The organism is Chitinophagales bacterium (genome assembly GCA_041392475.1).
In the GTDB taxonomy this organism is placed as follows: domain Bacteria; phylum Bacteroidota; class Bacteroidia; order Chitinophagales; family UBA2359; genus JAUHXA01.
In genome coordinates, this window is record JAWKLZ010000001.1 from 361,271 (window position 1) to 386,803 (window position 25,533).

The window sequence follows — 25,533 nt, forward strand, 5'->3', positions numbered from 1 at the left end:
AAGAAAGTCTGATTCTCAAACTATTTGGAAAATGAAATTGGGAGTATATTCTTTGAATGTTGCTATGCGGAGTATTGGCAAGAAAATGCATATCCTTAATAAATAAAGAAATGCTGTATCGAATATCATTCGTACAGCATTCTTAAGGCCTTCTCTATTTTCATAAAAAAACATGACTTTAGTGTCTTGGGGTTAGGTTAAATTGAAATATTATATTAATATGAAAAGTTATAGAATTTTAATTGATTTTATTTTGCTGTTCATACTGCAATTATTATACCAATTTAGTTTGATTAAATGTGTACTTATATTACAATCAGTCAATATGAATAGTTTGCTAACTGTGATTTTGTAGATTCATGTTGTAAATACAAATCACTGACTTTTTCTATTATCTTCTTCTCATCTTTAATAGACGAAATGAGAGTATGATTTTGAAGAATTTAATTGATTTTTTTTTTCAAAAAAAGAGGCAAAACTTTTTCAGTTATTGCCTCTTTTTCACATACTTCTCTTTATCAGATGATTAGAGAAGATTATAAAATGATAAAACTATTCTATATCATCACTCGGAATACTCTTTTTTGCTTTTCTATTGAAGAAGTCAAAATTGTAGCCTACTGTGATTTCGTGTGTACCACTAGTATAATTGCTCAAATCAGAAGTAGTGATGTCGTAGGAGTATGCCAAATTAAGGCTGCTATCCAATTGAAGCCCAACGAGAATAGCGAGTGCGTCTTCTGTACGATAAGAAATTCCAGCCCAGTAGTTTTTGTTTACAATCGCTCTTGCGCCTAACTCAAATTGTGCGCCTGCACCTGCAACAGATTTCAACAAGATAGAAGGAGCAATGTCTAAATTTTCGCTCGCATTGAAGGTTACGCCACCACCCAAAAAGATGTGACGGCTGTTTTCGATGGATTCCACATCACCAACAAAAGTGTATTTGCTGGCAAACATTTGATTGACAGACAATCCTGCCCAAAAGTTGAGACCTTTCAAATATAATCCTAAATTGGCATCTGCACCCATTTTGGATTGGTCACCTGCTCCAATTTGTGGATCGCCTTCGTCTCTGGTAATCAATTCATTGAAGTTGATTTTATAAGACATTAGATTGGCTCCAACACCAATACCCAAGTAGGTTTCATTCTCTACTAAAGGTAATTGATAGGCATAAGCCAATGTTGCACCTGTTCTTCCAATAGGACCTGTATTATCGCTGTACAAGATAGCTCCGATACCAACGGTTCTATTTTCGCTCAGGTTGCCGTGCATACTGACCATACCTGTTGTTGGCGCACCGTCAATACCTGACCATTGTTTGCGGAAAGAAGCTTTTCCAACAAAGGTGTCATCGCTACCTGCTACGGCTGGATTAAAGGCAAAGTCGTTTATCATGTAATGTGTAAGTTGATAAACCTGCTGTGCATAGATTTCTTGGGTGAAGAACAGTATAAGGATGAAAGTAATTATCCGTTTCATTTTGAAGAAAATATTAATCATAAACTTTGTTCGGAGTACGACTAACGGTAAACGACAGTCGATTTTTGTTGTATTTTTTTGAACAAAGTTCAAGTTATTGTTAAAAAAATAGGATACTTAAAAAAAGGAATGAAGAACAACCAACAGGATGTCCTTCATTCTCTATTGTCAAAAAGATTATCTAAGGATCGTTACGTTGCCCGTCAATGGCGCAGTGCCGTCGTTGAGTTCAATCACATAGTAGTAAGTGCCATGTGGTAAATCATCACTTCCATCGTTGCGACCATCCCAACGAACGGTTTCGTTGTTGTAGTTGATAGCTGAATATACTTTCTGTCCCCAACGGTTGTATATTTCTACATAGATAGAGTTGTTACCCGCATCTACTTGAGGAATATGCCAGTAGTCATTGAAGTTATCTCCATTGGGTGTGATGACGTTTGGAATGTCAAAATTGCAGATTTCGACATCTACGGTGATGGAAGTTGTTTCAGAACACCCTGCTTCGTTCACAGCTGTTACCATGTAAGTAGTTGTCTGTGTAGGCTGTACTTTTACTTCATCACTTACTGTACCTGTTGCTTCGCCGCCATCCCAAGTATATTCCATTCCATCACCTTCGGCAGTTAATGTAACACTTGTTCCAGCGCAAAAACTCATTTCTGGCATTGATATAGTGACATTTGGATTGTCACTTACTTTGAAGGCAGCGTTTACTGTCTCGGTTGATTGTTTTGTTCCACAAGCCGCATCTACTACCAATTCTACGGTATAGTTTCCTACTTCGTCAAAACTAAGTGTAGGATTTTCGTCAATGCTGTTTAGTATGGAGCCAGACAAATCATTGGTGAATGTCCAACTATAAGCTGAGGCATTTGCTGAAGCATTACTAAAGGTGATGGATTCACCCAAACAGATATTATTGCTTTGTGATGTAAAGGCAGCTGTTGGTTGGCTCGTTGGATCTACCACAATTGCTTGTTCTACAGTTTTGGTACATCCTCCGATTGTAGCCGATGCAACATATATACCTGCTTGGTTCGCAGTAATTGAGTTTCCTGATTGAGTTGTGCCGTTGAAGCTCCATGTGACATTCGTAGCTGTGCTGTTGGTAATTGAAAGAGTAATTTCTTCTCCCTCGCAAATTGCATTGTCTTCTCCTGTACTAAGACCAACGTTCATTACTTCAAAAGGGGCATCCGATACGTTTATTAATCCAACACTCGTACAGTCTGAAGCATCGGTGACGGTTACATAATAGAGTCCACCACTTGTGACAGCCAATGTAGGTTCTGTACTACCGTCTTCCCACAAGTAAGCATCGTAATCACCCATTGCTTGAATAACATAAGTTCCACTATTACAATTGGCTTCAAAAGTCGGTGTTTGAGGACCTGTGATGGTGATATCTGCTCTCCAAAAACATCCATTGCTGTCTTCATAATTTACAAAATAATCACCTGGCTGACTGACAACAAGTGTTTGTGAGTTAGAAGCATTATTAGACCAAATATAGCTAATATAGCCAAAAGGAGCTTGCAGTGTCATGTTGTCACCATCGCATAGAGAAGTACCTGATGAAGTAAATATCTCACCATTTGGATCTACTGCCATTCCTACTTCAAATTGATCCATTGCCGTACATCCATTTGCATCAGTTACAATAACACTATACATTCCTCCTTCGCTCACTTGCAATTGAGATCCATTGGCATTTGGAATATTCCACTCATAAGCAGAAAAAGTTTGAGGTACGCTCAATGTGACAGCATCGCCTGGACAAATCAGTTCATTTCCAGTAATGCTCACCTGAGGATTGGTGACAGTTACAGCATATTCTTGCGAAGTATAGGTACAACCTTCCTCTGTGTATTCGTAAACAATGGTGTTTTCTCCTTGAAGCAAAACACTTGTAGAAAGATTATTGGATACTTGTGTAGTGTTACCATTTGACAAGGTAATATTAAAGGTACCATTAGTGATTGGCACGCCATTGATGATAGGTGCGTTGATGACCGTAGTTTGTTGAGCACAATAGCTACTTTCGATGTCCAATACAGGCGTTTCTCCTCCACAAGCAGCTTTACACATGAGCGTACTTTGTACTTCATCGCAAGTTCCATTTGGAATAGCGGCTACTGTGATAGTTACTTCTTCCTCAGGCTGCAAATTTTCGAAAGTATAACTATTGGCATTGCCACTTAATTGAGTGACCAAGACATTGTTTCCACTAATGTTGAAAGATGCTGCACCTTCTACGTTCCATGAAAAAGTGATGGAAGTACTGCTTGCGTCACAGTCAATTGGGAAATTTTCAGGTACTTGTGAATAGACTTTGATTAACTGTGTAATCGTTGTGGATTCACAACCATTTTCGCTGACCTTCAAGGTGATGAATTTGTCGCCAGGAGTATTCCAAGAAAGAGTCGGATTTTGATTGCTGCCTGTAAAGGTTGCACCTTTGAAGTCCCATATATACTCACCATCCGTAGCTGCGGCATCTATGTGAATCTCATCTCCTACACATACTTCGGTTATATCAACACTTTCGATAACTGCAATAGGCTGTACAACGGTAACGGACTCTTCTGTAGAAAACACACAGCCTGTACCCGCATCGGTAATGGTATAGGTGATGATGAATTGACCTCCTCCCAATTGAGAGGGCTGGAATATATTCACATTGTAAGTAGGGCCACCTACCTGACTGATTTTGAAACTTCCACCATTGATGTTTGCCTGCAATTGTATGGCAGGATCGGTGACACAATAAGTAGATTGTGCATTTGTGATACTAAGATTGGCATATTGATTGGCAACTTCATTACACGCATCTGGTGCATAACGTACCCGCAAAATCACTTCATTGTTGTCTTCACAATCTTCAGCCAAAGCATTGTTGGCATCCACTTTCACGATGTACTCATAAGTAGTATTTTGATTGGTTCCTGCTGGATAAGGAATCTCCAATTCATGAATACTTTCGTATTTTGCAGAAGGTAAAGAAACGTCTTTCAATGTAGTAGCAACTGTGCTGCCTTGTACTCTTCGAGATATTTTCACGCTATAATTGTTGGTGACAGCTTTACCCAAATTCGTTGAACGAACAAGGAATTTTAAGGTTTCACCCGCCTCTGCTTCTACTAAGTTTACACCAGAACTAATCAAACTACCTGCTTCATTGAATACCTGCACGTCATCACGAGAAACAGTTTTTCTGGTATAACCATTGGGGATATCTATAAATTTGTATTGATAGTTGTTTTCGATGATGTATTCAGGTTTGTCCTTGATATTACCAATGATCAAACCAGGATCACCTTGGAAGGTAAATTCTTCACTTGTAGCTTTCACCCCTTCATAGAAAGAAGCTGCAGGGGAAGCGATATAAATATTCTCCAATGTGTTTTTTATCAATTCACCAATCGGTTTTCCTTGATTGATTGGACTGCCATTGTTTCCTGTAAATTGACGGTACAATTCATGGGTATAAATATCCAAGGTGGAAGGGAAACCAAATGAAACTGTTGCCAAGAATCCGATAGCTCCTTTATTGTTGGACAGTACGTATGCTTCAGCCATTGAAGCATCACTATTGGTTGATTTGTGAATATCACCTACAAAGCAAGACCCAGAAATAACCATTGGAAAACGTGGGGCAGGCTGGTTGTAGCCTGCAGGATTTGTCAATACATCTGTTTTCCAGATTTGCCCAGTAGAGTGCCCCATAAAGGTAAATATAGATACACCTTCTTCAATGAATGGGCGGGTATTGAAGCTTGAACTATAATTTTTAGCTGCTTGAATATCCAATACCTTACCTCCATAATAGGTGGCATCGTCAAAGAACTCCTTGTAATCATTTAAGAAACCTTCATATTCGACATATTGAGCAGAATTATCACCTGTGGCCATAAACAAAGCGTGTTTCCGCCACAGTCTATCTGCTCTAGTACAAGGTTCATTGGCTTCATATTGCTGAATTTTGTTGAAGTAGTTTCGCACATCTGTTGGTGTATTTGCGCTGAGCCGTCCGATACCTACTTGCACACTATATCCAAAGATATTGCGAACTCCCAACATGTTGTCTGAAGGTTGATGTCCATAAGTGGGAATCAAATTGGCCCTGAAAGTACTAGGTGTAGTAGTAATTCGATAGCTAATTGATTTTCCAATCATAAACACATGTTTCGGTTTTGTACTCCATTTATCTAGCGCATAATTGATAAAATGTCGAATTGCCAAAGGATGATTGGGGATTCCCCATGCAAATTGGTCATACAATTCTTCAATATCTGCCAATACAACCTTAAATCTACCGCCATTAGATTCGTCTCGATAATTAGCATAGGTTTTAACCCAATCCGTAGAACCTGTACGGAGCGAAGAATGACTAATCATAATGTAATTGCCTTGATTAGCAATACTTTGATAATTGGTGAATTTTTTTTCGGTTAAGCTATTGATTCTTCCAAGTGTACCATTGTCTGTACTGGAAATGAGTAGTCGTCGCTTCAAGTTTACATTCGTACCTGCCTGCAATCGAATTTTATAAATGCCACTCTGTACAGTTGGAATATAGCGTTTGTTGTTGGTCAAATCATATACTACTGGAGAAGACCCGCCTGTGAAATTTTTAATTTCGATATAAGTATCCGCATTGTCATTTAGCGTAAAAGCAAAGCTTTTGGCAGGTATCAATGAACCACTACTATACTCCAAAAAGTCGAAGGCTCTTGGGTATGTGATTTTGGTATAAGCCACAGACTGCCAATCTTGGGAAGGAGTTGAGAAAATATCTCCAACCGATTCATAAACCACCGAGGTTCGAGGACTGGTAATATCGCTACTCAGGACTGTACTCGTGTAAGTAGGTGTGTCGTATCCTTCGTAAACATTGTCTATATAAGTCGTTCCATCAACTTTTATTCGAATGTGATGGTCTTTGAAGTTGAAAAAATCATTATTTTTACCTACCACCTTAGTTTCCAAGTTTGCAGGAGGCGCACCTGTACCCGTAAAAAGTGCAGGAGTGTTGATATTAAATGTTTTATTAGTCTGACCTTGGATGATAGAACTTACAAAACCTTCCCCTTTTTCAAAGTCTGCATAGTTATAGTTTACACCTGCAATTCGGTCTGGCTCACCTACATTGAATATATTTCTATGCAACAAGTTCTCACTATGCATAAAATACGGCTCTTTTGTAGGGGGATTGGTTAGGTTGTTCGAAACATTGGTAATCCGTTGTGAACTACCGCTACTTTGCCAAACCAAATAATAGGCAATTGAGTCAGTGAAAAGACTGGTTTCGTCAGTCAGTTGATAATCATCAAATAGAAACATTTGAGTATCAAATTCACCATCGTTTTTTTCACCATAAAACTCTACATAATCGCTACTGGTCAGAGAGCCATTAGTACTCACATAAATAGGCACTTCTTTTCCTTTACAGTACAATTTGAACCCAGAACCACTTAGGTTCGCCAAACCTGACTGAGACAAAGTAGTAAATGGAATTCGGTATAAACCATCTTTGGCAATTCGTAGTTTATAGTAATTTTTAGAATAGTCAATCCACTCGTTGGAGTAGTTTTGTGCGAGCAAAACTGGCGCCAAGAGTGTTAACAATAAAGCTAGTAATAACTTCCTCATAACTAATAAAGGATTTTTTTGTAGAAAATTTATTATAAACATATAATGATAATAAGTAAACATTGAGATAGAAATAAACCATTCATTGTGTGGTAATTGCAAGAAATAAGAGAATTGCAATTACTCAATGAAAGTATTTTTCAAACGAAATAAAGGCTTATTAGGAGGATTAAATGGTAGATAGAATTTAGTGGGCATTTGTAGTAGTAGACGTAAAATCAAGTGCAAAAATACGTATTTATCTGTATTTGTGCGTCAGTTTTTTTACAATTTATTGACATAATAATGTCATGTGAAAATATTTTGATATATCGCTGACAGTTATTGATGAACTGAAATGTATGTAAAGCGGTTGTATCCGAACTATATTTGGTCATTTACTGACAGTTTGACCTATACCCTTTGTTCTTGACTGTCATTTTTGTCATATTCATAAAGATTTATCCAAAAGGCACATAAATTGATAGTCCAAATAGGCTAAGACTGTTTGAAGCTTACTCATCCTTCAAAAAATACTTTTGATTTTAGCCTAAATTATTAAACTAATTAACACACAATAAAATGAATTTCAATAATTTCACTATAAAATCGCAAGAAACCATTGCATCTGCTCAAGGAATTGCTTTCAATAAGAAACATCAATTGATAGAACCATTACATATGTTGAAGGCACTCATTGAAGTAGATGAAAATGTGATTCCTTATATCTTGAAAAAAACAGGGGTCAGCGTGAGTCGCTTATCCACCAACATAGAAGAGAAACTGGATAGTTTACCTACGGTCAAACACAGTACGCAGCAGTTTCCCTCACAGCAAATGACACAGGCTATTTTTCAAGCCCAATCCATAGCCAAAGAATACAAAGACGAATTTACATCCGTTGAACACCTTCTTCTTGGAATATTGGAAGTTAGTAGCGATGCCTCCAAAATTTTGAAAAGAGAGGGAGTCAATCAATCTGACTTGGAAAAGGCCATCAAGGAATTGAGAAAAGGTGAAACTGTAACCGATGCAAGCGCAGAATCTCGCTACAATGTGCTGGACAAATATGCCATCAACCTCAATGAACGGGCGCAAGCAGGGGCTTTGGATCCTGTTATTGGACGGGACGAAGAAATTCGCCGAGTCTTACACATCCTATCTCGACGAACCAAAAACAACCCTATCTTGGTAGGTGAGCCAGGGGTGGGAAAGACTGCCATTGCAGAAGGTATCGCCCACCGAATCGTGAATGGCGATGTACCTGAAAACCTAAAAACCAAAACAATCTACACGATTGATTTGGGTGCGATGATGGCAGGTTCTAAGTACCGAGGTGAATTTGAAGAACGATTGAAAGCTATCATTAATGAAGTAGCGAAAGCCGAAGGTCAAATCATTTTGTTCATTGACGAAATTCACACCATTGTTGGTGCAGGTGCTACTGAAGGAGGAGCTTTGGATGCTGCGAATATTTTGAAGCCTGCTTTGGCAAGGGGTGATTTGCGGGCAATAGGTGCAACTACATTGAAGGAGTACCAAAAATATTTTGAAAAAGACAAGGCACTTGAAAGACGTTTCCAAAAAATCATTATTGACGAACCTACACTGCAAGATGCAATTTCCATTTTGCGAGGTTTGAAGGAACGTTATGAAACGCATCACAAAGTTATTATCAAAGACGAAGCGATTTTGAGTGCTGTGGAATTATCGAATCGCTACATTACCGATCGTTTTTTGCCCGACAAAGCCATTGACCTTATTGATGAAGCGGCTGCAAAACTTAGATTGGAGATTGATTCTGTTCCAGAAGGTTTGGACGAAATTCGCCGAAAAATTCGTCAATTGGAGATTGAAAAAGAGGCGATTAAGCGAGAAGCAGATGCCACCAAAATGGAAGGTATTAACCGCAAATTGGTACGATTGGAGGAAGCTCACAAAGAATTCATGTCAGTTTGGAAAGGTGAAAAAGACTTGGTGGATGCGATTCAAACGGAGAAAAAAGCTATTGAGCAATATAAATTGGAGGCAGAGCAAGCTGAAAGACAAGGGAATTATGGGAGTGTGGCGGAACTTCGATATGGTAAAATCAAAGATGCAGAGGCAAATGTCGTAGAATTGGAAGAAAAACTGCACAATTTAGGAGAAACCCGAATCATCAAGGAAGAAGTTGATGCCGAAGACATTGCGAGTGTTGTGTCGAAATGGACGGGGATTCCTATTAGTAGAATGATGGAAACGGAGCGTCAAAAATTGTTGAGATTGGAGGAGGAACTAGCCAAAGAGGTGGTTGGACAACCTGAGGCGGTGCAAGCGGTTTCGGATGCAATTCGCAGAAGTCGGGCAGGACTACAAGATCCTCGCCGTCCAATTGGTTCGTTTGTCTTTATTGGTACTACTGGTATTGGCAAAACACAGCTGGCAAAGACTTTGGCGACTTTTTTGTTTGACAATGAGGACGCATTGACTCGGATTGATATGTCTGAGTTTCAGGAGGCCAATACGGTTTCTCGTTTGATTGGCGCACCTCCAGGTTATGCAGGATATGATGAAGGTGGACAACTCACAGAAGCAGTTCGCAACAAACCTTATTCGGTGATTCTATTGGATGAAATCGAAAAAGCACATCCCGATGTCTTTAATCTTTTGTTGCAAGTATTGGATGACGGGCGATTGTCGGATAGTAAAGGGCGTGTAGTTAACTTCAAAAACACCATCATCATCATGACCTCCAATATGGGTTCGCAATTGATTATGGAACGTTTTGAAGGTACAGAAGAAGACAATTTGACAGAAACCTACACCAAAACCCGCAATGAGTTAATTGGTTTATTGGAAAAATCTCTTCGTCCAGAATTTCTCAACCGAATTGACGAAATCATCATGTTTAAGCCTCTTCGCAGACGTGATCTCTACAAAATCGTCAAAATTCAATTGAGGGAATTAGAAGTTCGACTCGAACGCCAAGAGCTGAAAATGGACATCACCACAGATGCCCTTTATTGGTTGGTGGACAATGGTTTTGATCTTCAATATGGCGCAAGACTTATCAAACGTTTGATTCAGCGTGAGATAGCAAATCCTATATCTAAAAAGATTTTGGAGGGCAATGTGGGGCAAGATCGCACTATTTATATAGATGTGGTGGATGAACAGTTGGTGTTTTATACAAGGAATGAGGAAGAAGTAGATATTTCGGATTTGTTCAGTTGAGTTTTAGATGCAAGATGTAGGAAGTAAGACACAGGACGGTTTTTGGCAGTAAGCCTATTTCAACACATATTTTTTAACTGTAAACTTTTTTCAGGGCGGGCCATCTATTATATCTACACCCTACATCTATCGCAAAGCGAAGTTCAATCCTGTTTGACCTGTCCAAACGTTTATCTGATTGAAGTAGCGTTGGTAAATGCCGCCAACTGTCCAATAACCCACAATACGTCCTTTCTCAAAAATTTTTTGATTTACCCTCAAATTCAGTTCGAGGCGAGGAGTAGCACCAGTAGAATAATCTTTGGCAATCCGAAATTCGGCGTTAGAGGTAATTGAAGCATCCTTGTTCCAGCGAATATCCAAACCAAAAAAGTGTTCGTTGTAAGTGCTTTTTCCACCCGAATACTCGTGCATAAACCCTGTTCCCATTCTCAAAGTTGCCTCTTTTTCATTCACCACATTCAGTAAAAACTGTCCATCGAATGTTTGGTACAAACCACCGCCTACTAAATTGAAGTAACGAAAATCGGCGGAAAATAAACCCCAATTTCCACGTAATCTCGGTGCAACAACGATGGTATTGCCACTCCCATAGCCAATCGTGGGATGTACTTCAATAGAACTGATATTAGGCATTTCTTTTTCACGACTCAGTTGATAAGTATGGTATTGGAAGCCGAGCGAAAAAAAGTCAAAGGCAATATCAATAAAAAAGTTACCACCAGAACTACTTCCATTGCCATTGTTATCCCCATCACTATTGTTGCTATTACTTTCCGATGCGTCTTTAATGTCTTCAACTTGGGCATACAACTTTATACCACTTGCAGAAAGTATCAATAAAAAGAAGCCTATATGGAAGAGAAAGTGTTTATAGTTCATATTTGAATTATTTTTTGTTTCTTACTGCAAAGTAAAATAAAAATTACCACCCCATCAATTACATTTTTAACCATTTATTTCGTGAAAAGGTTATTTTTGAGTAATCTAAATACTAATTGCTGAATCTTGCGGTTTAAAATTAAACAAACATTCCACTAATTATTTTTTAGTTTATATGCACCAAGAAAGTTGGATATATAGAGGTAAATTTAAAAGACATTTACTGCAACTCTCACATGATTTCTCCAATGGCAATTTAGTCTTGACATTGGATGGATTCAAGTTGTCCGAAGAAGTCATACTTGAAAGTGAAGACTTGAAAATATTCAGCTTTTTTATTGATGGTGAACTTTTTGAGATTAAAATAACAAGACAAAATAAGCAATTTGTATATGAATTTATTCCCCATGTCTATTCTACAAGTCATGTAGGAAAAACACGGAAAAAAGCTGCAAAATGGGAATTGCTTAGTGTCAATACAGGTATTACCATCATTGTAATTGCCTTACTATCTGCAATACTGTACTTTACTTTTTTTTCCAACGATGCAGCCCCCCCGCTCAGTTTAGGAGGTTTGACTGCTGTTGCAACTATCACCGAAATTAATGCGAACAAAGAACACTTATTGAAGACTGAAGATGGGAAAACAAAATCACTTAGAGGGAATATTCGATACAAATTCAAGGTCTTAGATGAATGGTATTATGGTGATGCTTACCTCTACAAAAAAATGGACTTTTATTATCTTGCCAAAACAGGATTGCCTATTCAAACTGGTGATGAATTTATGGTTCTGTATAGCGAAAATAATCCCAACAACAACCACATATTATTCGACCATCCGAGTGAACAAAAATTGGCACAATACCAGCTCATGGCAAGAGAGTCATGCCTAAAAAACCTACCTCCCAATATTCCTACTGACAAGGAATTGACTTATTGTGAATGTCTAAAAGCGTATCTTTTCCAACAATATGATTTGAAGGGATTGGCAAATATGATTCACCAAACAAAGAGTAAGACAGCCTTTGAAGACTTTAATGAGAAAACCTACCAAAAATTTATGAATGAAAGCCGTCAGCAAGAAATACAGAAAAACTGTTTAGACCAGTTGTTTTGACCTGTTTTGAATACCGATATTCAACTCAAAACCAATAATCAACATCAAGGCAATTCCATAATAACATACCATAAGTACAATCAAAGCACCTAATGATCCATACAATTTGTCAAACTCACCAAAAGTATTGACGAAATAGCCAAAAATTTTCAGGAAAAGAAGAGAGCAGAAGGTCGCCAATATAGTCCCAGGACTTACATATCCCCATTTGCTATTTTCTACCACAGGAGCAAGTCGGTAAATAAGGGCAATCACGTTGTAAACAAGCAGGAAAGCTGTGATAATTTGAAGTAAGCTCAATCCTATTACTGCAAAACTACTTTCAGCGTGTAGAGAGTTAATGAGCAGGTTGATGAGGTATTGTCCTACCAAAATGGCAACTACAGAGATAATGGTCACTAAAAAAATGAGCAGCGTAACATTAATAGAAACCAATACTCTACGAAGAAAACTGCGGTTGTAAAAAGCCGTATCTTGGCGGCCACTCAATGCCAACATCAAAGACCGAACACCATTGGACGCAAAATACAAGGTAAGCAAAACACTCAATGATAGTAAACCGCCTGATCCTGAGGAAGTACCAATAAGTTCCCCAATTGTATATCTCGCCATTTCTTGGGCATTGAGAGGAAGTAAATACATCACGAAATCCAAAAGGGTAGTGCTGAAATCTTGAATGGGAATATAGGCAATGATGGAAAAAAACAACAATAAGGTAGGAAAACTGGCCAAAAGAATATTGAAAGCAGCGGCAGATGCTCTATTGTGAATAGAATCTCGCCCTACTTCTCGCCAAATGAATTCCAATACATTGTAAATTGGAACTCCATTGAAGCCAGGTAAGCTAAGTTTTTTGAGTTGCGATAATTTATTCTTAATCATTCAATTATCAAACACAAGTTAAAGTGTTTTTTAGGGCAGTGAATAAAAAAAAGATACAGAAAATTGAGCAAGCTCTCATCATCTGTATCTCATAAATTTCAGTTTTATGTTTTGTTTATTTTAGTTGACTGCTGCGACCGTTCATCCAGTTTTTCAAAAAACTCATGCCCATTCCAGCTACATCATCCCATACATTTCCGTCACCATCAGCATCCAACAATTTGCCAATCATACCCATGTTTTTAGGATCTGTTTTAGCTACTTGCGTCACTGAAGTTTTCAACATATCAGACAATTGATCTTCCTGCAAGTTTTTTTCTTTTTGTTGTGCTCCCAACATTCCCATAATCATAGGAGCGGCAATTTGCATCAATGATACAACTTCGGCCATATTCAAACCTGAGTTATTACCCACAAATTTTGCCACCTCAGGTGTTTGTTCCCCCAATACATGACGCAAGATACCGCTACCTTTTCCAGTCATATAGTTGGTAATAAAACTACTCAATCCACTCATAATGCTTCCATCATGATCGTTTTCTACTGCATTGAAGAGAGAAGAAGATCCTTCCTTACTCGCTGCATTGTTCGCCAAAGCAGTGGTAAAAATAGGAATCAATTGACTCAATGCCAACAATGCTTTTTCACGGTCGATGCCCAAAAAAGCAGCAATTTGACCAATAACTTCCCCCCCAAATTTGTCTGTTAAATAGTCTAAAAAATTCATGTTGATTTTATATTTATTTTTGAATGAAAATAATCTTATACTATTGCAGACGATTTTTTACTACAAAAGTAACACAAAGTAGAATGAAATAAGAGTTTCTAAGTTGTAATAAATTGATAATCAATTGTTTTTCTGTTTCCAGAAGGCTTTTCACTATTATTTAACATAGCAATGATTGGGCATTTGACTGCAATGTATTAATTTCGGCACGTTCTTGCAATTGTTTGAATCCAAATGACATGAATTATTTTTCGACTATCATTCTCTTTTTTTGTATTTGCCCTTTTTTGATTGCCCAAAATAATGGTAATGATAAGTTTGTAGCGGACGGCAACGTAATTGTCAATACCAGAGACAGCAGTTCATTTACAAACAGTCATTTTCGGCAATTGGATCAAACCGAAGTGAATCTGCTTTTTAGCTATTATGAGCAAGAAGGCGATCACGCTGCGGTGACAGGCGGTACAGGAAGTGAGGAACTGCACGACCTCGAATTTGGCATTGTTGTCAATATTCCATTGGATAGCATTAGTACGCTCAACTTTGACGGAGGGCTGACCTCCTATACTTCAGCCTCCAATGACCGCATCAATTTTCGGGTATCTTCTGCCTCTCGTCACGAGTTCAGAGGTCGTGTTGAGGCAACATATACCCGACAGCAACTCCCAAAACGCACTTACTACGGACTGAGTGCAGGTTTTTCAGGAGAAGTGGATTACATATCTTCTACCATTGGAGCAAAGTGGGGCATTACTTCTATAGACAACAATCGAAGTTTTGAGGTAGCAGGGAAATATTACTTTGATATATGGGTTTGGCTGATTTATCCCGAAGAATTGAGGTTTAAAAAGTGGGCGGATACCAAAATTCGAGAAACCTATAATTTGTCTTTCGTTTATTCACAAGTGTTAAATCCCCGATTGCAGACTTCACTTTTTGCAGAAGGAGTTTACCAGACGGGCTTATTATCCATTCCTTTTCACCGAGTATATTTTGCCGAAAACAACGAAGTTCGGGTAGAAAACTTACCGAAAGAGCGCTTCAAATTGCCTTTGGGAATCCGTTTGAATTATTATCTCAACGACCTTTTTGTACTGCGAACCTATTATCGGTATTACCGAGATAGTTTTGACATTGAAGGACATACAGCAAGTATTGAAGTTCCTATCCAAATAAATCCTTTTCTATCTTTTGCTCCATTCTATCGCTATCACTACCAAACGGCCTCCAAATATTTCGCCCCCTTCAAAACACATGAATTAGACGCAAATTACTATTCTTCAGACTATGATCTGTCAGCACTCAGCAGCCACAAAGTAGGTTTTGGGATTCGATATGCACCCTTGTATGGAGTAGGGCGTTTCAAAACTCCGTTTGCAGGTGGGAGGAAAGCGACATTATTTGAAGGAGTAGATTTTCGGGCAGCTTATTATCGAAGATCGGATGGATTATCTGCTTTTTTACTAAGTTTGGGTTTGGATTTTTTGATGTAAAACACTACTGAAATATGACTAAAACACAACAAGGCTCTGTTACTACTGCAATAGAAAACAATATTGCCACTATCACCTTTTTTCACCCTTCACACAACTCGCTACCTTCCAAAGTTTTGGCGAACTTATCAACTGCTATCACTGCAATGGGAGAGGACGAATCGGTGATAGTCATAATCTTAAAAAGTGAAGGTGATAGAACCTTTTGTGCGGGTGCAAGTTTCGACGAATTGGCAGCCATCAATGACTTTGAAACAGGTAAAAAATTCTTTATGGGTTTTGCCAATGTTATCAACGCATGCCGCAAATGTCCTAAGTTGATTATCGGACGGGTACAAGGAAAATCCGTTGGAGGAGGCGTTGGACTAGCATCGGCGGTGGATTATTGTTTGGCTACTCAACATGCTGCAATCAAATTGAGTGAGTTGGCGATTGGAATCGGCCCATTTGTGGTGGGGCCTGCCGTAGCCCGAAAAATTGGCGAATCTGCTATGTCTCAATTGGCTATTAATGCTACCGAATGGGAGTCAGCACAGTGGGCAAAAAATAAGGGCTTGTACGCAGAAGTGTATGATAGTGTCGAGAATATGGATGCTGCCATTCAAACACTTGCTACAAAACTTGCGAACTCCAATCCCGAAGCCATGCGTTTGTTGAAGCAAGTTTTTTGGGAAGGAACAGCACATTGGGATAAACTCTTGGCCGAACGTGCGGCAATGAGTGGACACTTGGTATTATCCGATTTTACAAGAAAAGCCATTGCCAAATTTCGTACCTGATACACACCTTACATTCAAGTTATAAGCTTCTCATTTACAAAGTATAGTAGATAAAAATCAAAAGAAAAGAAAAAATATTTGCAGAAATTAACTAAATAGTTTAACTTTGCGGTTAAGATGGCAAAAGACACAGAACAACTAATATTGGAAGCCGCACGACAACAATTTGTGCAGAACGGTTTTGCTGCTACCCGAATGCAAGAAATAGCAGACGAAGCAGGCATCAACAAGGCGATGTTGCACTATTATTTTCGGACCAAAGAGAAATTGTACCAAGAAATCATTGGGCAGATATTGAACACTGTTATTCCTCAATTTGCAAAGGCAATGGAATATCAGGGAACGGTGATGGAAAAAATTGAAGAAGTAGTTCATACCTATATTTCGGTACTTACCGAATATCCCGACATTCCATTTTTCATCATGTCTGAGTTGTCACAAAAACGAGAAAGTTTCATTGTAGAATTGAAAAAACGGGCGCAGTTTTCCCCTGTCATCCTTGCTTTTATGAGTCAAATGCAGCAAGAAATGAACGAAGGTAAGATTCGGAAAATCCCTCCTGTCCATCTATTGTTGAATATTTTGGCTATGTGTGCTTTTCCATTTATGGCAAAACCTATTTTCTGTAACATCATGAATATACCTGAAAACAATTTTGATCAATTGATGCAGCAAAGAAAAGAAGTAATTGTGGACTTTGTGAGAAATGCTTTGGAGGTGAATGAAAGCAATCAAGAGTAGAAAAGTTTTTAAAACTTTTCTATTCTACAAACCCATCTTAAACTTTTTTTTGCTCTAAAATCAACCAAATAGTTAAATAAAAAAGTTGAACTTCAATGATGAATAAATTTGCACTTCAAATAGTACTAATTGTAGCCTTGTGGATGTGTCACTTCAATGGGCTAAATGCACAAACAACCAATAGTTTGTCATTAAAAGAAGCTTATTTATTATTGGAAAAAAACTACCCCAATCTGCAAAATTCAGAATTGCTCAATCAAATTCACCAAAAAGAATTGGAGCAATTAGACATCGCAAAGCTACCTTCAATTTTCCTCAAAGCCGATGCAAGATTGCAGTCTGAAAGTGTCAAGTTGGATGCAGAGGGCAGTACTCCTTTGCCTTTTGATATCAATCAGCCGTTGGTTTCCTTCAAAACGTATGCGGAGGCAAACTATGTGGTATTGGATGGAGGAATGAATGAAGCACAGCGCACATTGAAGGAGGCACAACTAAAGGTAAATCAGCAAAATATTGAAGTCGAACGCTACAAACTTCGAGAGCGCATTAACCAATTGTTTTTGACTATTTCACTTTTGCGAGAACAATCCAAAGTATTTGATATTTCGCTCAAGGACTTGGAGGCAAGGCGGACACAAATTGCAGCAGGCGTAGAATATGGAGTCGTTTTGGAAAGTGAATTAACAAAGCTACAAGTCAAAGAAATGGAGCTGCAATCGCAACAGAATCAGCTCGCTTTTCAGTTGTCAGGAATGATTGGAACGCTTGCTACATTAACGGGAATGGACTTACCTGACAATATAGAATTGGTCTTCCCTGCAATGTCAAAACCTTTAGGAATTCCTTCAATTAATCGTCCTGAACAAGAATACCTTCGATTGCAGCGAGGGCTTATTTTGGCACAATCTGACCTGATTACCGCTGCCCGAAAACCGAAACTCAATGCTTTTGCACAAACGGGATTTGGCTATCCCAACCCCTTGAATATGTTGGACAACAATCCTGCTCCCTTTGCGCTGATTGGTGCGGGCTTTAGTTGGCAAATCACCGACTGGAAAAAGGAAAAGTTGGACAAATCTCTTTTAACCCTTCAAGCCCAGCAACTTCAAAACCAACAAGAAACATTTGATTTTAATCTCCAATCAAAAGAGGCAAATTATTTGGCAAATATCCAACGCATATATGCCCAGATTGAAGCAGATGAGAAAATTGCTGGACTACAAGCAGATATTCTTCAATCTCTGGCAGTGCAATTGGAAGAAGGAGTCATCAATACAACGGAATATATTTTGCAAGTGAATGCGGAATTGCTTGCCCGACAACAGCTCATTGTTCACCAAACCGAATTGCTGCAAACGCAATTGGAGTTTTGGAATGAAAGAGGTAGTTTAGAATGAAAATTAAAATGAGAATAAAAATAAAAAGCATCAACGAAGAATCTAAAAAACAAAATCATGTTCAAATATCTCACATTTTTTTTCCTACTCCTTGCCCTAACAAGTTGCAAGGAAAAAGCCGCAGTTTCAGACGCTTACGGCAATTTTGAAGCGACAACGGTGATGGTTAGTTCAGAATCGAATGGACGTTTGTTGTTTTTGAAAGCAACGGAAGGGGAAACCTTGAAAGCGGGAACTTTGGTGGCGATTGTGGACACAACACAACTACATTTGCAACGCAAACAAATTGAAGCAAGTATGGGCGTTTTGCCCAAAAAACTCCAAACAACCTTTGCGGATATTGAAGTGCTGAACCGCCAAAAAACCAATTTGGTGAGAGAACGAGATAGGGTCAGCCGTTTACTCGCTAAAAAAGCTGCAACTCCCAAGCAGTTGGACGATTTGAATGGGGAAATTGCCGTAGTCGAACAGCGCATCAATGCTATTCAATCCCAAACCAAAACGGCAAATCGTGGAATTTTGGCGGAGAAAGAACCGATGTTGGCACAGATTGCTATGGTGAATGAACAGATTCGCAAGTCCTACATTTACAATCCGATAGATGGAATGGTACTGACCAAATTATCTGAACCTTCGGAGGTGGTAGGTATGGGAACGCCACTGTATCGCATTGGTCAATTGGATACAATGACCTTGCGGATGTATGTGAGTGCGGTGCAATTGCAACAGTTGAAGTTGGGGCAGGAATTGGAGGTGTTGGTGGACAGTGGTGTAGAGGATTTTCGCACATTGAAAGGGACGGTTTCTTGGATTGCGGAACAGGCGGAGTTTACCCCAAAAACGATTCAAACGAAAGAGGATAGAGTGAATTTGGTGTATGCGGTGAAGGTGGAAGTGCCTAATCCCGATGGTTTTTTGAAGATTGGGATGCCTGCGGAGGTGAATTTTGGGAGTGGGGTTGTGATTGGTGATTAGTGAGTTGGGTTGACTTTGTTTTTTGGACAAAATTTCAGCATGACAAAAGCAAAAATCTCTTGATGTCGACGTTCAGTAACCGCTTCAACTGTTGCCAAAATTGGAAATTATTGGCAAAGTTTTGCTAAATAGTGCCTGAACGGAAACTCTCAATCATTTGACTATCAAAACATAACTAATTGTTTAAACAAGCGAACTTTTTGCCTATATTTCACGAAGATTCTATATTCTTGTAATAACTTGTTCCTAATTCATTAGGAATTTATTGAAGGTATTGGTATTCTTGAAAATCCAAAAAAGTTCAAATGATTTTTTGCATCCAATAGTTTGACTGTGAACTCCTTGCAAGATTCCGTTCAGACACTAAATACGCTAAAAAAACTGTGCATCCGTGTCTTTGTGTTCAAAAAATAACAATAACAATAACAATGACTTCAATATCAATCCACAATATTTCCAAATCTTTCGGCAAAACCAAAGCCTTGTCTGACATACAATTTTCGGTAGAGGAGGGACAATTGTTTGGTTTGATTGGGCCTGATGGGGCGGGAAAGTCGACCTTGTTCAAGATATTGACCACCTTGTTGATTCCAGATGAGGGAAGAGCGGAAGTAGTGGGTTTTGATACAGTGAAGGACTTCAAAAAAATCCGCAAAATCATTGGGTATATGCCTGGTAAATTTTCGCTTTACCCCGACTTATCTGTACAGGAAAACCTGCAATTTTTTGCAACGATTTTTGGGACAAGGATTGAGGCGAATTACCATTTGATTGAAGACATTTATGAACAGTTAGTTCCCTTCAAAAAACGGCGAGCGGGGAAATTGTCAGGTGGGATGAAGCAGAAGTTGGCTTTGTGTTGTGCCTTGATTCACAAACCCGAAGTCTTGTTTTTGGACGAACCTACTACGGGGGTGGATTCGGTGAGCCGTGCGGAATTTTGGGAAATGTTGAAGCGATTGAAGCAGCAGGGAATTACCATCCTTGTCAGTACGCCTTATATGGACGAGGCAGCTCTTTGTGAGCGCATTGCCTTGATTCAAACAGGAAATATTCTGCAAATTGACACACCTGAAAATATTACGAATAGTTATCAAAAGCCGTTGTTTGCAGTGCGTTCTGCTGATTTTTACCAACTATTGAAGGATTTACGAGATGCACCTTTTGCGGAAAGGGTTGAGCCTTTTGGAGAATATTTACATTTAACTACAAAAAACTTTGCAATAAAAAGTGAAATTGAAGCTTTTTTGACTTCAAAAGGGCATAAGGAGGTGGAATTGAAGGAGGCGAAAGCAACGATTGAGGATGTGTTTTTGGATTTGATGTGATGGAACGTAGAGTTTTTTTTCTGCACTGGATTTTTGAAATTGAACGGAGAGTGGGAGAGATGGAGAGTTTTTTCTGCACTGGATTTTTGAAATTGAACGCTGAGATGGAGAAGATGAGAGATTTTTTTATGAACGAAAACTTTGTCAACGGTCGCAGACCTCCGATTCAGTCATCGGAGCAGGCTGTGACAAAAGTTGAAGTGGGAACAAAACACTTGATAAATGAAAGCAACACAACAAAAACAAGCTGCAATTACAGCCAAAAACTTGACCAAACGTTTTGGTGATTTTACTGCCGTTGATGCCATCACTTTTGAAGTGGCGCAAGGCGAAATATTCGGTTTTTTGGGAGCGAATGGTGCGGGAAAAACGACGGCTATCAAGATGTTGAATGGTTTGAGCCGTCCAACGGAAGGGGAGGCAACGGTTGCCGGGTTTGATGTGTATAAGCAGACGGAGCGCATCAAGGAGAATATTGGCTATATGAGTCAGCGGTTTAGTTTGTATGAGGATTTGACGGTGGCGGAGAATATTCGTTTTTATGGGGGAATTTATGGGCTTTCTCACAAGCAAATCAAGGTGAAAACAGTCGCAATTGTGGAGCGATTGGATTTGCAGAACCATGTCAAAAAAGTGGTGGGTTCTTTGCCTTTGGGTTGGAAACAACGTTTGGCGTTTTCGGTGGCGAGTGTGCATGAACCGAAAATCATTTTTTTGGATGAGCCTACGGGGGGCGTAGATCCTGCGACTCGCCGACAGTTTTGGGAGATGATTTATGAGGCGGCAAATAGTGGTGTAACCATTTTTGTGACAACGCATTATATGGATGAAGCGGAATATTGTGACCGTATTTCGATTATGGTGGCGGGGCGGATTGAGGCTTTGGGTTCGCCTCGTGCTTTGAAGGAACAATTTGAAGTGGAGACGATGGATGAGGTGTTTTTGAAGTTGGTTCGTGGATAATGTAGGTCTTTTGCTGTTCTTTTTTCTTGACAAAAAAGAACCAAAAAGTCAAGTCTGAATTTCTTGCTTAACGTTCCAAAAGCACGAAAATCCTACACAAAATAAACTCGCTTCGCTCAAACAGAATTTTGTGCTTAACGGATTTTAGCACTTTTTCCACTACAAGAAATAAGGACGGTATTTGAGGAGCAACAAAATATGTGAAATGTTGTGATTGTATTTTAATTTAAATTCAAACGAATGTTAAAGTCTTTCTTTGCTTTTGTCAAAAAGGAGTGGTTGCACATTTTGCGGGATACCCGAACTTTGGTGATTCTGTTTGGGATGCCGATTGCCTTAGTGTTGATATTTGGCTACACGATTACCAACGAGTTCAAAGGGGCTTCGATTGCAGTGATAGATGAGGCGCAAGATGATTTGAGTCAGGCATTGATCGAGCATTTGATGGCATCGGGACATTTTAGTTTGGTCACATTGCCGCCTAATAAAGCAGCTTTGGAGAGGGGTTTTGAAGCGGGAAGGGTGAAAATGGGAGTGGTGATTCCTGCTGATTTTCAGGCGAAATTTTATAGAGACAAACAGGTGACGATTCAATTGATTGCAGATGCTTCTGAACCCAACTATGCGACTACTTTGACGAGTTATGCAAGCCAAATGATTCGGACTTTTCAGCAAGAGCGGTCGGAAATGGAGGCGATGCCTTACCAAATTGACCTCGAATTGCGGATGCTCTACAACCCTAAATTGATTGGTGCTTATACGTTTATTCCTGGTGTGGTGGCTTTGATTTTGATGTTGATTTCGGCGATGATGACTTCCCTGACGATTGCGAAAGAAAAAGAAACAGGCACGATGGATTTGTTGTTGGTTTCACCTTTGCCACCTATGGTCATTATTTTGGGCAAGGTGACTCCTTATATCTTGTTGTCTTTCATAAACGCCTTGGTCGTGTTTGGGATGGGGTATTACATTTTTGACGTACCGATATTGGGGAGTTTGGGCTTGTTGCTGGTGCTTTGTTTGTTGTATTTGGTGGTGTCTTTGGCATTGGGCGTACTGATTTCGACCAAATCGGCTACACAACAAGCGGCTATGATGACCTCCTTGTTTAGTCTCTTGATGCCTACCATGTTGCTGTCAGGGTTCATGTTTCCGATAACGAGTATGCCCACTTTCCTACAATATGTTTCCAAAATTGTGCCTGCCAAATACTTCATTATCATCCAACAAAACATCATGCTGAAGGGAACGGGTTTTGAAGAGATTCTCCATCCGACCTTGGTTTTGGTGTTGATGATGTGCGTGTTGTTGTTAGCAGCATGGAAGAATTTTAAAGTCGTTTATAAATGATAAAGCTACTGTATATCATCCAGAAAGAATTTATCCAAATTTTCCGCAACAAGGCGATTTTGCCACTGATTACGGTCGTTCCGATTGTGCAGTTGATTGTCTTGTCTTTTGCGGCAAGCAATGAGGTGCGGGATGTGCAATTGGCGATTGTGAATCACGATCAATCGGCTTATTCTCGGCAGTTGATTCATAAAATTGAAGTGTCGGACCGATTTATTTTGGCCGCAATGCCGTCCTCCAATAAACAAGCGGATGAGTTGATGCAAAGTGGTTTGGTGGACATTACACTGACGATTCCGCCTCATTTTGAGCGAGATTTTTACAAAAACAAATCAACCGAACTGCAATTGCTCATCAACTCTATCAATGGGCAACAAGCAACTGTTGGAGCGTCTTACCTTTCTGCTATTATTCAATCCTTCAATGGTGAAATTCGGCAAGATGCTGTGCCTCAATTGTTGGTGCAAAAACGCAATCCTTTTTCACAAATCGAAATTGTGAACTCCAATTGGTACAATCCAGACTTGGACTACAAGGATTTTATGGTGCCAGGTATTTTAGGCGAGTTGGTGACGATTTTGGTGATGTTGCTGACGGCCATGAACATCGTGAGAGAGCGAGAAATTGGGACAATCGAGCAAATCAATGTGACTCCTATCAAAAAGTGGCAGTTCATTCTCGGCAAAATGATTCCTTTTTTGGTGATTGGATTGATTTTATTGACAGTTGGATTGACCGCAGGAAAGCTGATATTTGATGTACCAATGCGGGGAAATTTGGGAATTGTGTTTTTGTTTTGTGTGCTGAATTTGATTGCCGTTTTGGGTATAGGTTTGTTCATTTCCAACCTTTCGGACACGCAACAGCAGGCGATGTTTATCACCTTTTTCTTCGTCATCATTTTTATCCTCATGTGTGGTTTGTTCACTCCCATTGAGAGTATGCCAAAATGGGCGCAATACTTGACACTTCCCAACCCTTTGGCGCATTTTGTAAATGTGATGCGCTCTGTTCTATTGAAGGGAAGTGGTTTTGCGGATGTGGCGCACAATTTTCGGGCAATGGCGGTTTTGGCGGTGGTATTCAATGTGTTGGCGGTGGCGAGTTATCGGAAGGTGGAGTGATATTGGACTGTTGTTTAAGATGATAGAAATGGTAGGAGAGGAGCGAGATATGAAATTATAAATTTATACTTCAAAATCAAGGTAAAAGACTATGCGACTTTGGACATTTCAAGCAAAGCAGTCTATTGAAGAGCTTCTAAAGGAAGGTATTTTGACTGCTAAATGGGAAAGGTATAACAGCCCTACTTGGAAACGAGCGTATGAATGGATGCGGGATCAAATGGAAATGAAATCTATTGACTGCAAAGGCAATGCACCGATTTGGGCGTGGCATTCTTGTGGTGGTGTTTATGGCAAAAGCCCAACTTTGGAGGATGCGAGTAATTTGTTGAGTTTGTTGGAAATTGAAAGTGGGGTACAAACCATTGAATTTGAATGTCCTGATGAATTCGCCCTTTTGAGTAGTTACGGAGCTTGGAACAATGAGGTCTTGGATTATTTCATCATCGGAGTAAAAGAGGTCATTTTACCTACCCAAAAATTGAAGGAACTTTTTGAAGTCAGTCCCCAAAACCTTCACGAATCCGATTCTATTCAAGCTACTTTGCCTTTTTTATTGAAGGAGTGGGTAGTCGACATTCGCCCTTTGAAGTTGAAGGCAGATGTGGATTTTGAATTTGATGAAGGTGAATTAGTTTGATGAAGGTGTTGCTTTTTTCCTGCCTTTTCTACAACAAGATTCTCTAAAACAATTTTTCATGTAAAATTGTAGTATCTTGTAGAAATCAAATAAAAAAACAAGGGGATGAAACGGTCATTTGAGAATTGGTTGTGGGAGGATTTAGAACGAGAATTTGGTATTGAACAACAATCACTTGCATTGATGGACAGTTGGTTATACAATCAAGTAATCATTACCGACAAAGAAGCAGAACAATTGACCCATTTGAGTGAAATTTTTAATCGCTATTATGAAGATTGGAATGAGGATGAACTCAAAATGCAATTTATTGCACCTTTGTTGTTGGTGATTGATTATTACGATACAGGTTACACGCCTTTTTCACAGCGAAATTTAGCAGCAGAGGTGGGAAATTGGGAATTGTATGGGCGGGTAGATTGGATGTTGGCAAAAGGCAGACAGATACCTCGCAAACCTTATCTTTTTATCCATGAATACAAACCCGAAAAAGGGCGTAACAACGACCCTAAAGGACAACTGCTTGCAGCGATGTTGGTTGCTCAGGTTCAAAACAAGGATGGAAAAGCTATTTATGGTGTGTATGTGATTGGCAAAGACTGGCGTTTTGTGGTACTGAAAGATACAGCCTATCAAGTCAGTCGCCCTTATCAAGTAAATGAAGATGCTGATTTTGAAGTGATTGTAAAAGCATTGAAGCAGATAAAGAACATACTGCTTTGAAAAGTTTTAGCTGAAAGAATTGGAATAAAGCATAAAAGATGAAAGACATAAGCAATATGATTTCGTAAAGCCTTTGT

The 25,533-nt window shown here is 39.2% G+C and carries 18 protein-coding genes; 13 read left to right on the forward strand and 5 right to left on the reverse strand.

Annotated elements, in window-relative coordinates; translation table 11 throughout:
- Positions 1-552: 552 nt before the first annotated feature.
- Entirely contained in the window at positions 553-1,485 is a 933-nt protein-coding gene (locus tag R3E32_01270) for a type IX secretion system membrane protein PorP/SprF (GenBank protein ID MEZ4883335.1), read from the reverse strand.
- A 177-nt stretch (positions 1,486-1,662) separates the two neighbouring features.
- Positions 1,663-7,140, reverse strand: coding sequence for a C25 family cysteine peptidase (locus tag R3E32_01275; protein MEZ4883336.1), 5,478 nt, complete (start codon positions 7,138-7,140; stop codon positions 1,663-1,665).
- Between the two features lie 561 nt (positions 7,141-7,701).
- On the opposite strand from R3E32_01275, the gene clpB reads away from it, so the two are divergent.
- On the forward strand, positions 7,702-10,332 hold the full coding sequence (gene clpB / locus R3E32_01280) for an ATP-dependent chaperone ClpB (protein ID MEZ4883337.1): 2,631 nt from the start codon (positions 7,702-7,704) through the stop codon (positions 10,330-10,332).
- Positions 10,333-10,458: 126 nt separating this feature from the next.
- On the opposite strand, the gene R3E32_01285 is transcribed toward clpB, so the two are convergent.
- On the reverse strand, positions 10,459-11,214 hold the full coding sequence (locus R3E32_01285) for a hypothetical protein (GenBank protein MEZ4883338.1): 756 nt from the start codon (positions 11,212-11,214) through the stop codon (positions 10,459-10,461).
- A gap of 175 nt (positions 11,215-11,389) precedes the next feature.
- Between R3E32_01285 and R3E32_01290 the strand changes: the two genes are divergently transcribed.
- Positions 11,390-12,334, forward strand: coding sequence for a hypothetical protein (locus R3E32_01290; GenBank protein ID MEZ4883339.1), 945 nt, complete (start codon positions 11,390-11,392; stop codon positions 12,332-12,334).
- Here the strand turns inward: R3E32_01290 and R3E32_01295 are convergent.
- Complete coding sequence (locus R3E32_01295) at positions 12,317-13,216, reverse strand: YihY/virulence factor BrkB family protein (GenBank protein MEZ4883340.1); 900 nt, start codon at positions 13,214-13,216, stop codon at positions 12,317-12,319. The two genes, R3E32_01290 and R3E32_01295, sit on opposite strands and share 18 nt — an antisense overlap.
- A 115-nt stretch (positions 13,217-13,331) precedes the next feature.
- Positions 13,332-13,943, reverse strand: a complete 612-nt coding sequence (locus R3E32_01300; protein MEZ4883341.1) for a DUF937 domain-containing protein — start codon at positions 13,941-13,943, stop codon at positions 13,332-13,334.
- Positions 13,944-14,182: 239 nt separating this feature from the next.
- Between R3E32_01300 and R3E32_01305 the strand changes: the two genes are divergently transcribed.
- The 11 genes from R3E32_01305 (at position 14,183) to R3E32_01355 (ending at position 25,456) form a co-directional block, all read left to right on the forward strand.
- Entirely contained in the window at positions 14,183-15,436 is a 1,254-nt protein-coding gene (locus R3E32_01305; protein MEZ4883342.1) for a DUF3570 domain-containing protein, read from the forward strand.
- A 14-nt stretch (positions 15,437-15,450) separates the two neighbouring features.
- Positions 15,451-16,215, forward strand: coding sequence for an enoyl-CoA hydratase-related protein (locus R3E32_01310; GenBank protein ID MEZ4883343.1), 765 nt, complete (start codon positions 15,451-15,453; stop codon positions 16,213-16,215).
- Positions 16,216-16,332: 117 nt separating this feature from the next.
- Positions 16,333-16,956 (forward strand): helix-turn-helix domain-containing protein, encoded by a 624-nt coding sequence (locus tag R3E32_01315; protein MEZ4883344.1) that lies wholly within the window; start codon positions 16,333-16,335, stop codon positions 16,954-16,956.
- Positions 16,957-17,051: 95 nt separating this feature from the next.
- Entirely contained in the window at positions 17,052-18,353 is a 1,302-nt protein-coding gene (locus R3E32_01320) for a TolC family protein (GenBank protein MEZ4883345.1), read from the forward strand.
- Positions 18,354-18,410: 57 nt separating this feature from the next.
- Positions 18,411-19,328: an HlyD family efflux transporter periplasmic adaptor subunit gene (locus tag R3E32_01325; GenBank protein MEZ4883346.1), complete on the forward strand. Its 918-nt coding sequence runs from the start codon at positions 18,411-18,413 to the stop codon at positions 19,326-19,328.
- A gap of 428 nt (positions 19,329-19,756) precedes the next feature.
- The gene (locus R3E32_01330) at positions 19,757-20,656 is read left to right on the forward strand and encodes an ABC transporter ATP-binding protein (GenBank protein ID MEZ4883347.1); all 900 of its coding nucleotides are present in this window, start codon (positions 19,757-19,759) and stop codon (positions 20,654-20,656) included.
- Between the two features lie 222 nt (positions 20,657-20,878).
- Positions 20,879-21,619, forward strand: coding sequence for an ABC transporter ATP-binding protein (locus R3E32_01335; GenBank protein ID MEZ4883348.1), 741 nt, complete (start codon positions 20,879-20,881; stop codon positions 21,617-21,619).
- Between the two features lie 240 nt (positions 21,620-21,859).
- Positions 21,860-22,969, forward strand: a complete 1,110-nt coding sequence (locus R3E32_01340; protein MEZ4883349.1) for an ABC transporter permease — start codon at positions 21,860-21,862, stop codon at positions 22,967-22,969.
- Positions 22,966-24,093: an ABC transporter permease gene (locus tag R3E32_01345; protein ID MEZ4883350.1), complete on the forward strand. Its 1,128-nt coding sequence runs from the start codon at positions 22,966-22,968 to the stop codon at positions 24,091-24,093. Before R3E32_01340 ends, R3E32_01345 begins: the two co-directional genes overlap by 4 nt.
- Before the next feature lie 91 nt (positions 24,094-24,184).
- Complete coding sequence (locus R3E32_01350) at positions 24,185-24,733, forward strand: DUF3841 domain-containing protein (protein ID MEZ4883351.1); 549 nt, start codon at positions 24,185-24,187, stop codon at positions 24,731-24,733.
- Positions 24,734-24,838: 105 nt separating this feature from the next.
- Positions 24,839-25,456: a hypothetical protein gene (locus R3E32_01355; protein ID MEZ4883352.1), complete on the forward strand. Its 618-nt coding sequence runs from the start codon at positions 24,839-24,841 to the stop codon at positions 25,454-25,456.
- The last annotated feature ends 77 nt before the right edge of the window (positions 25,457-25,533 follow it).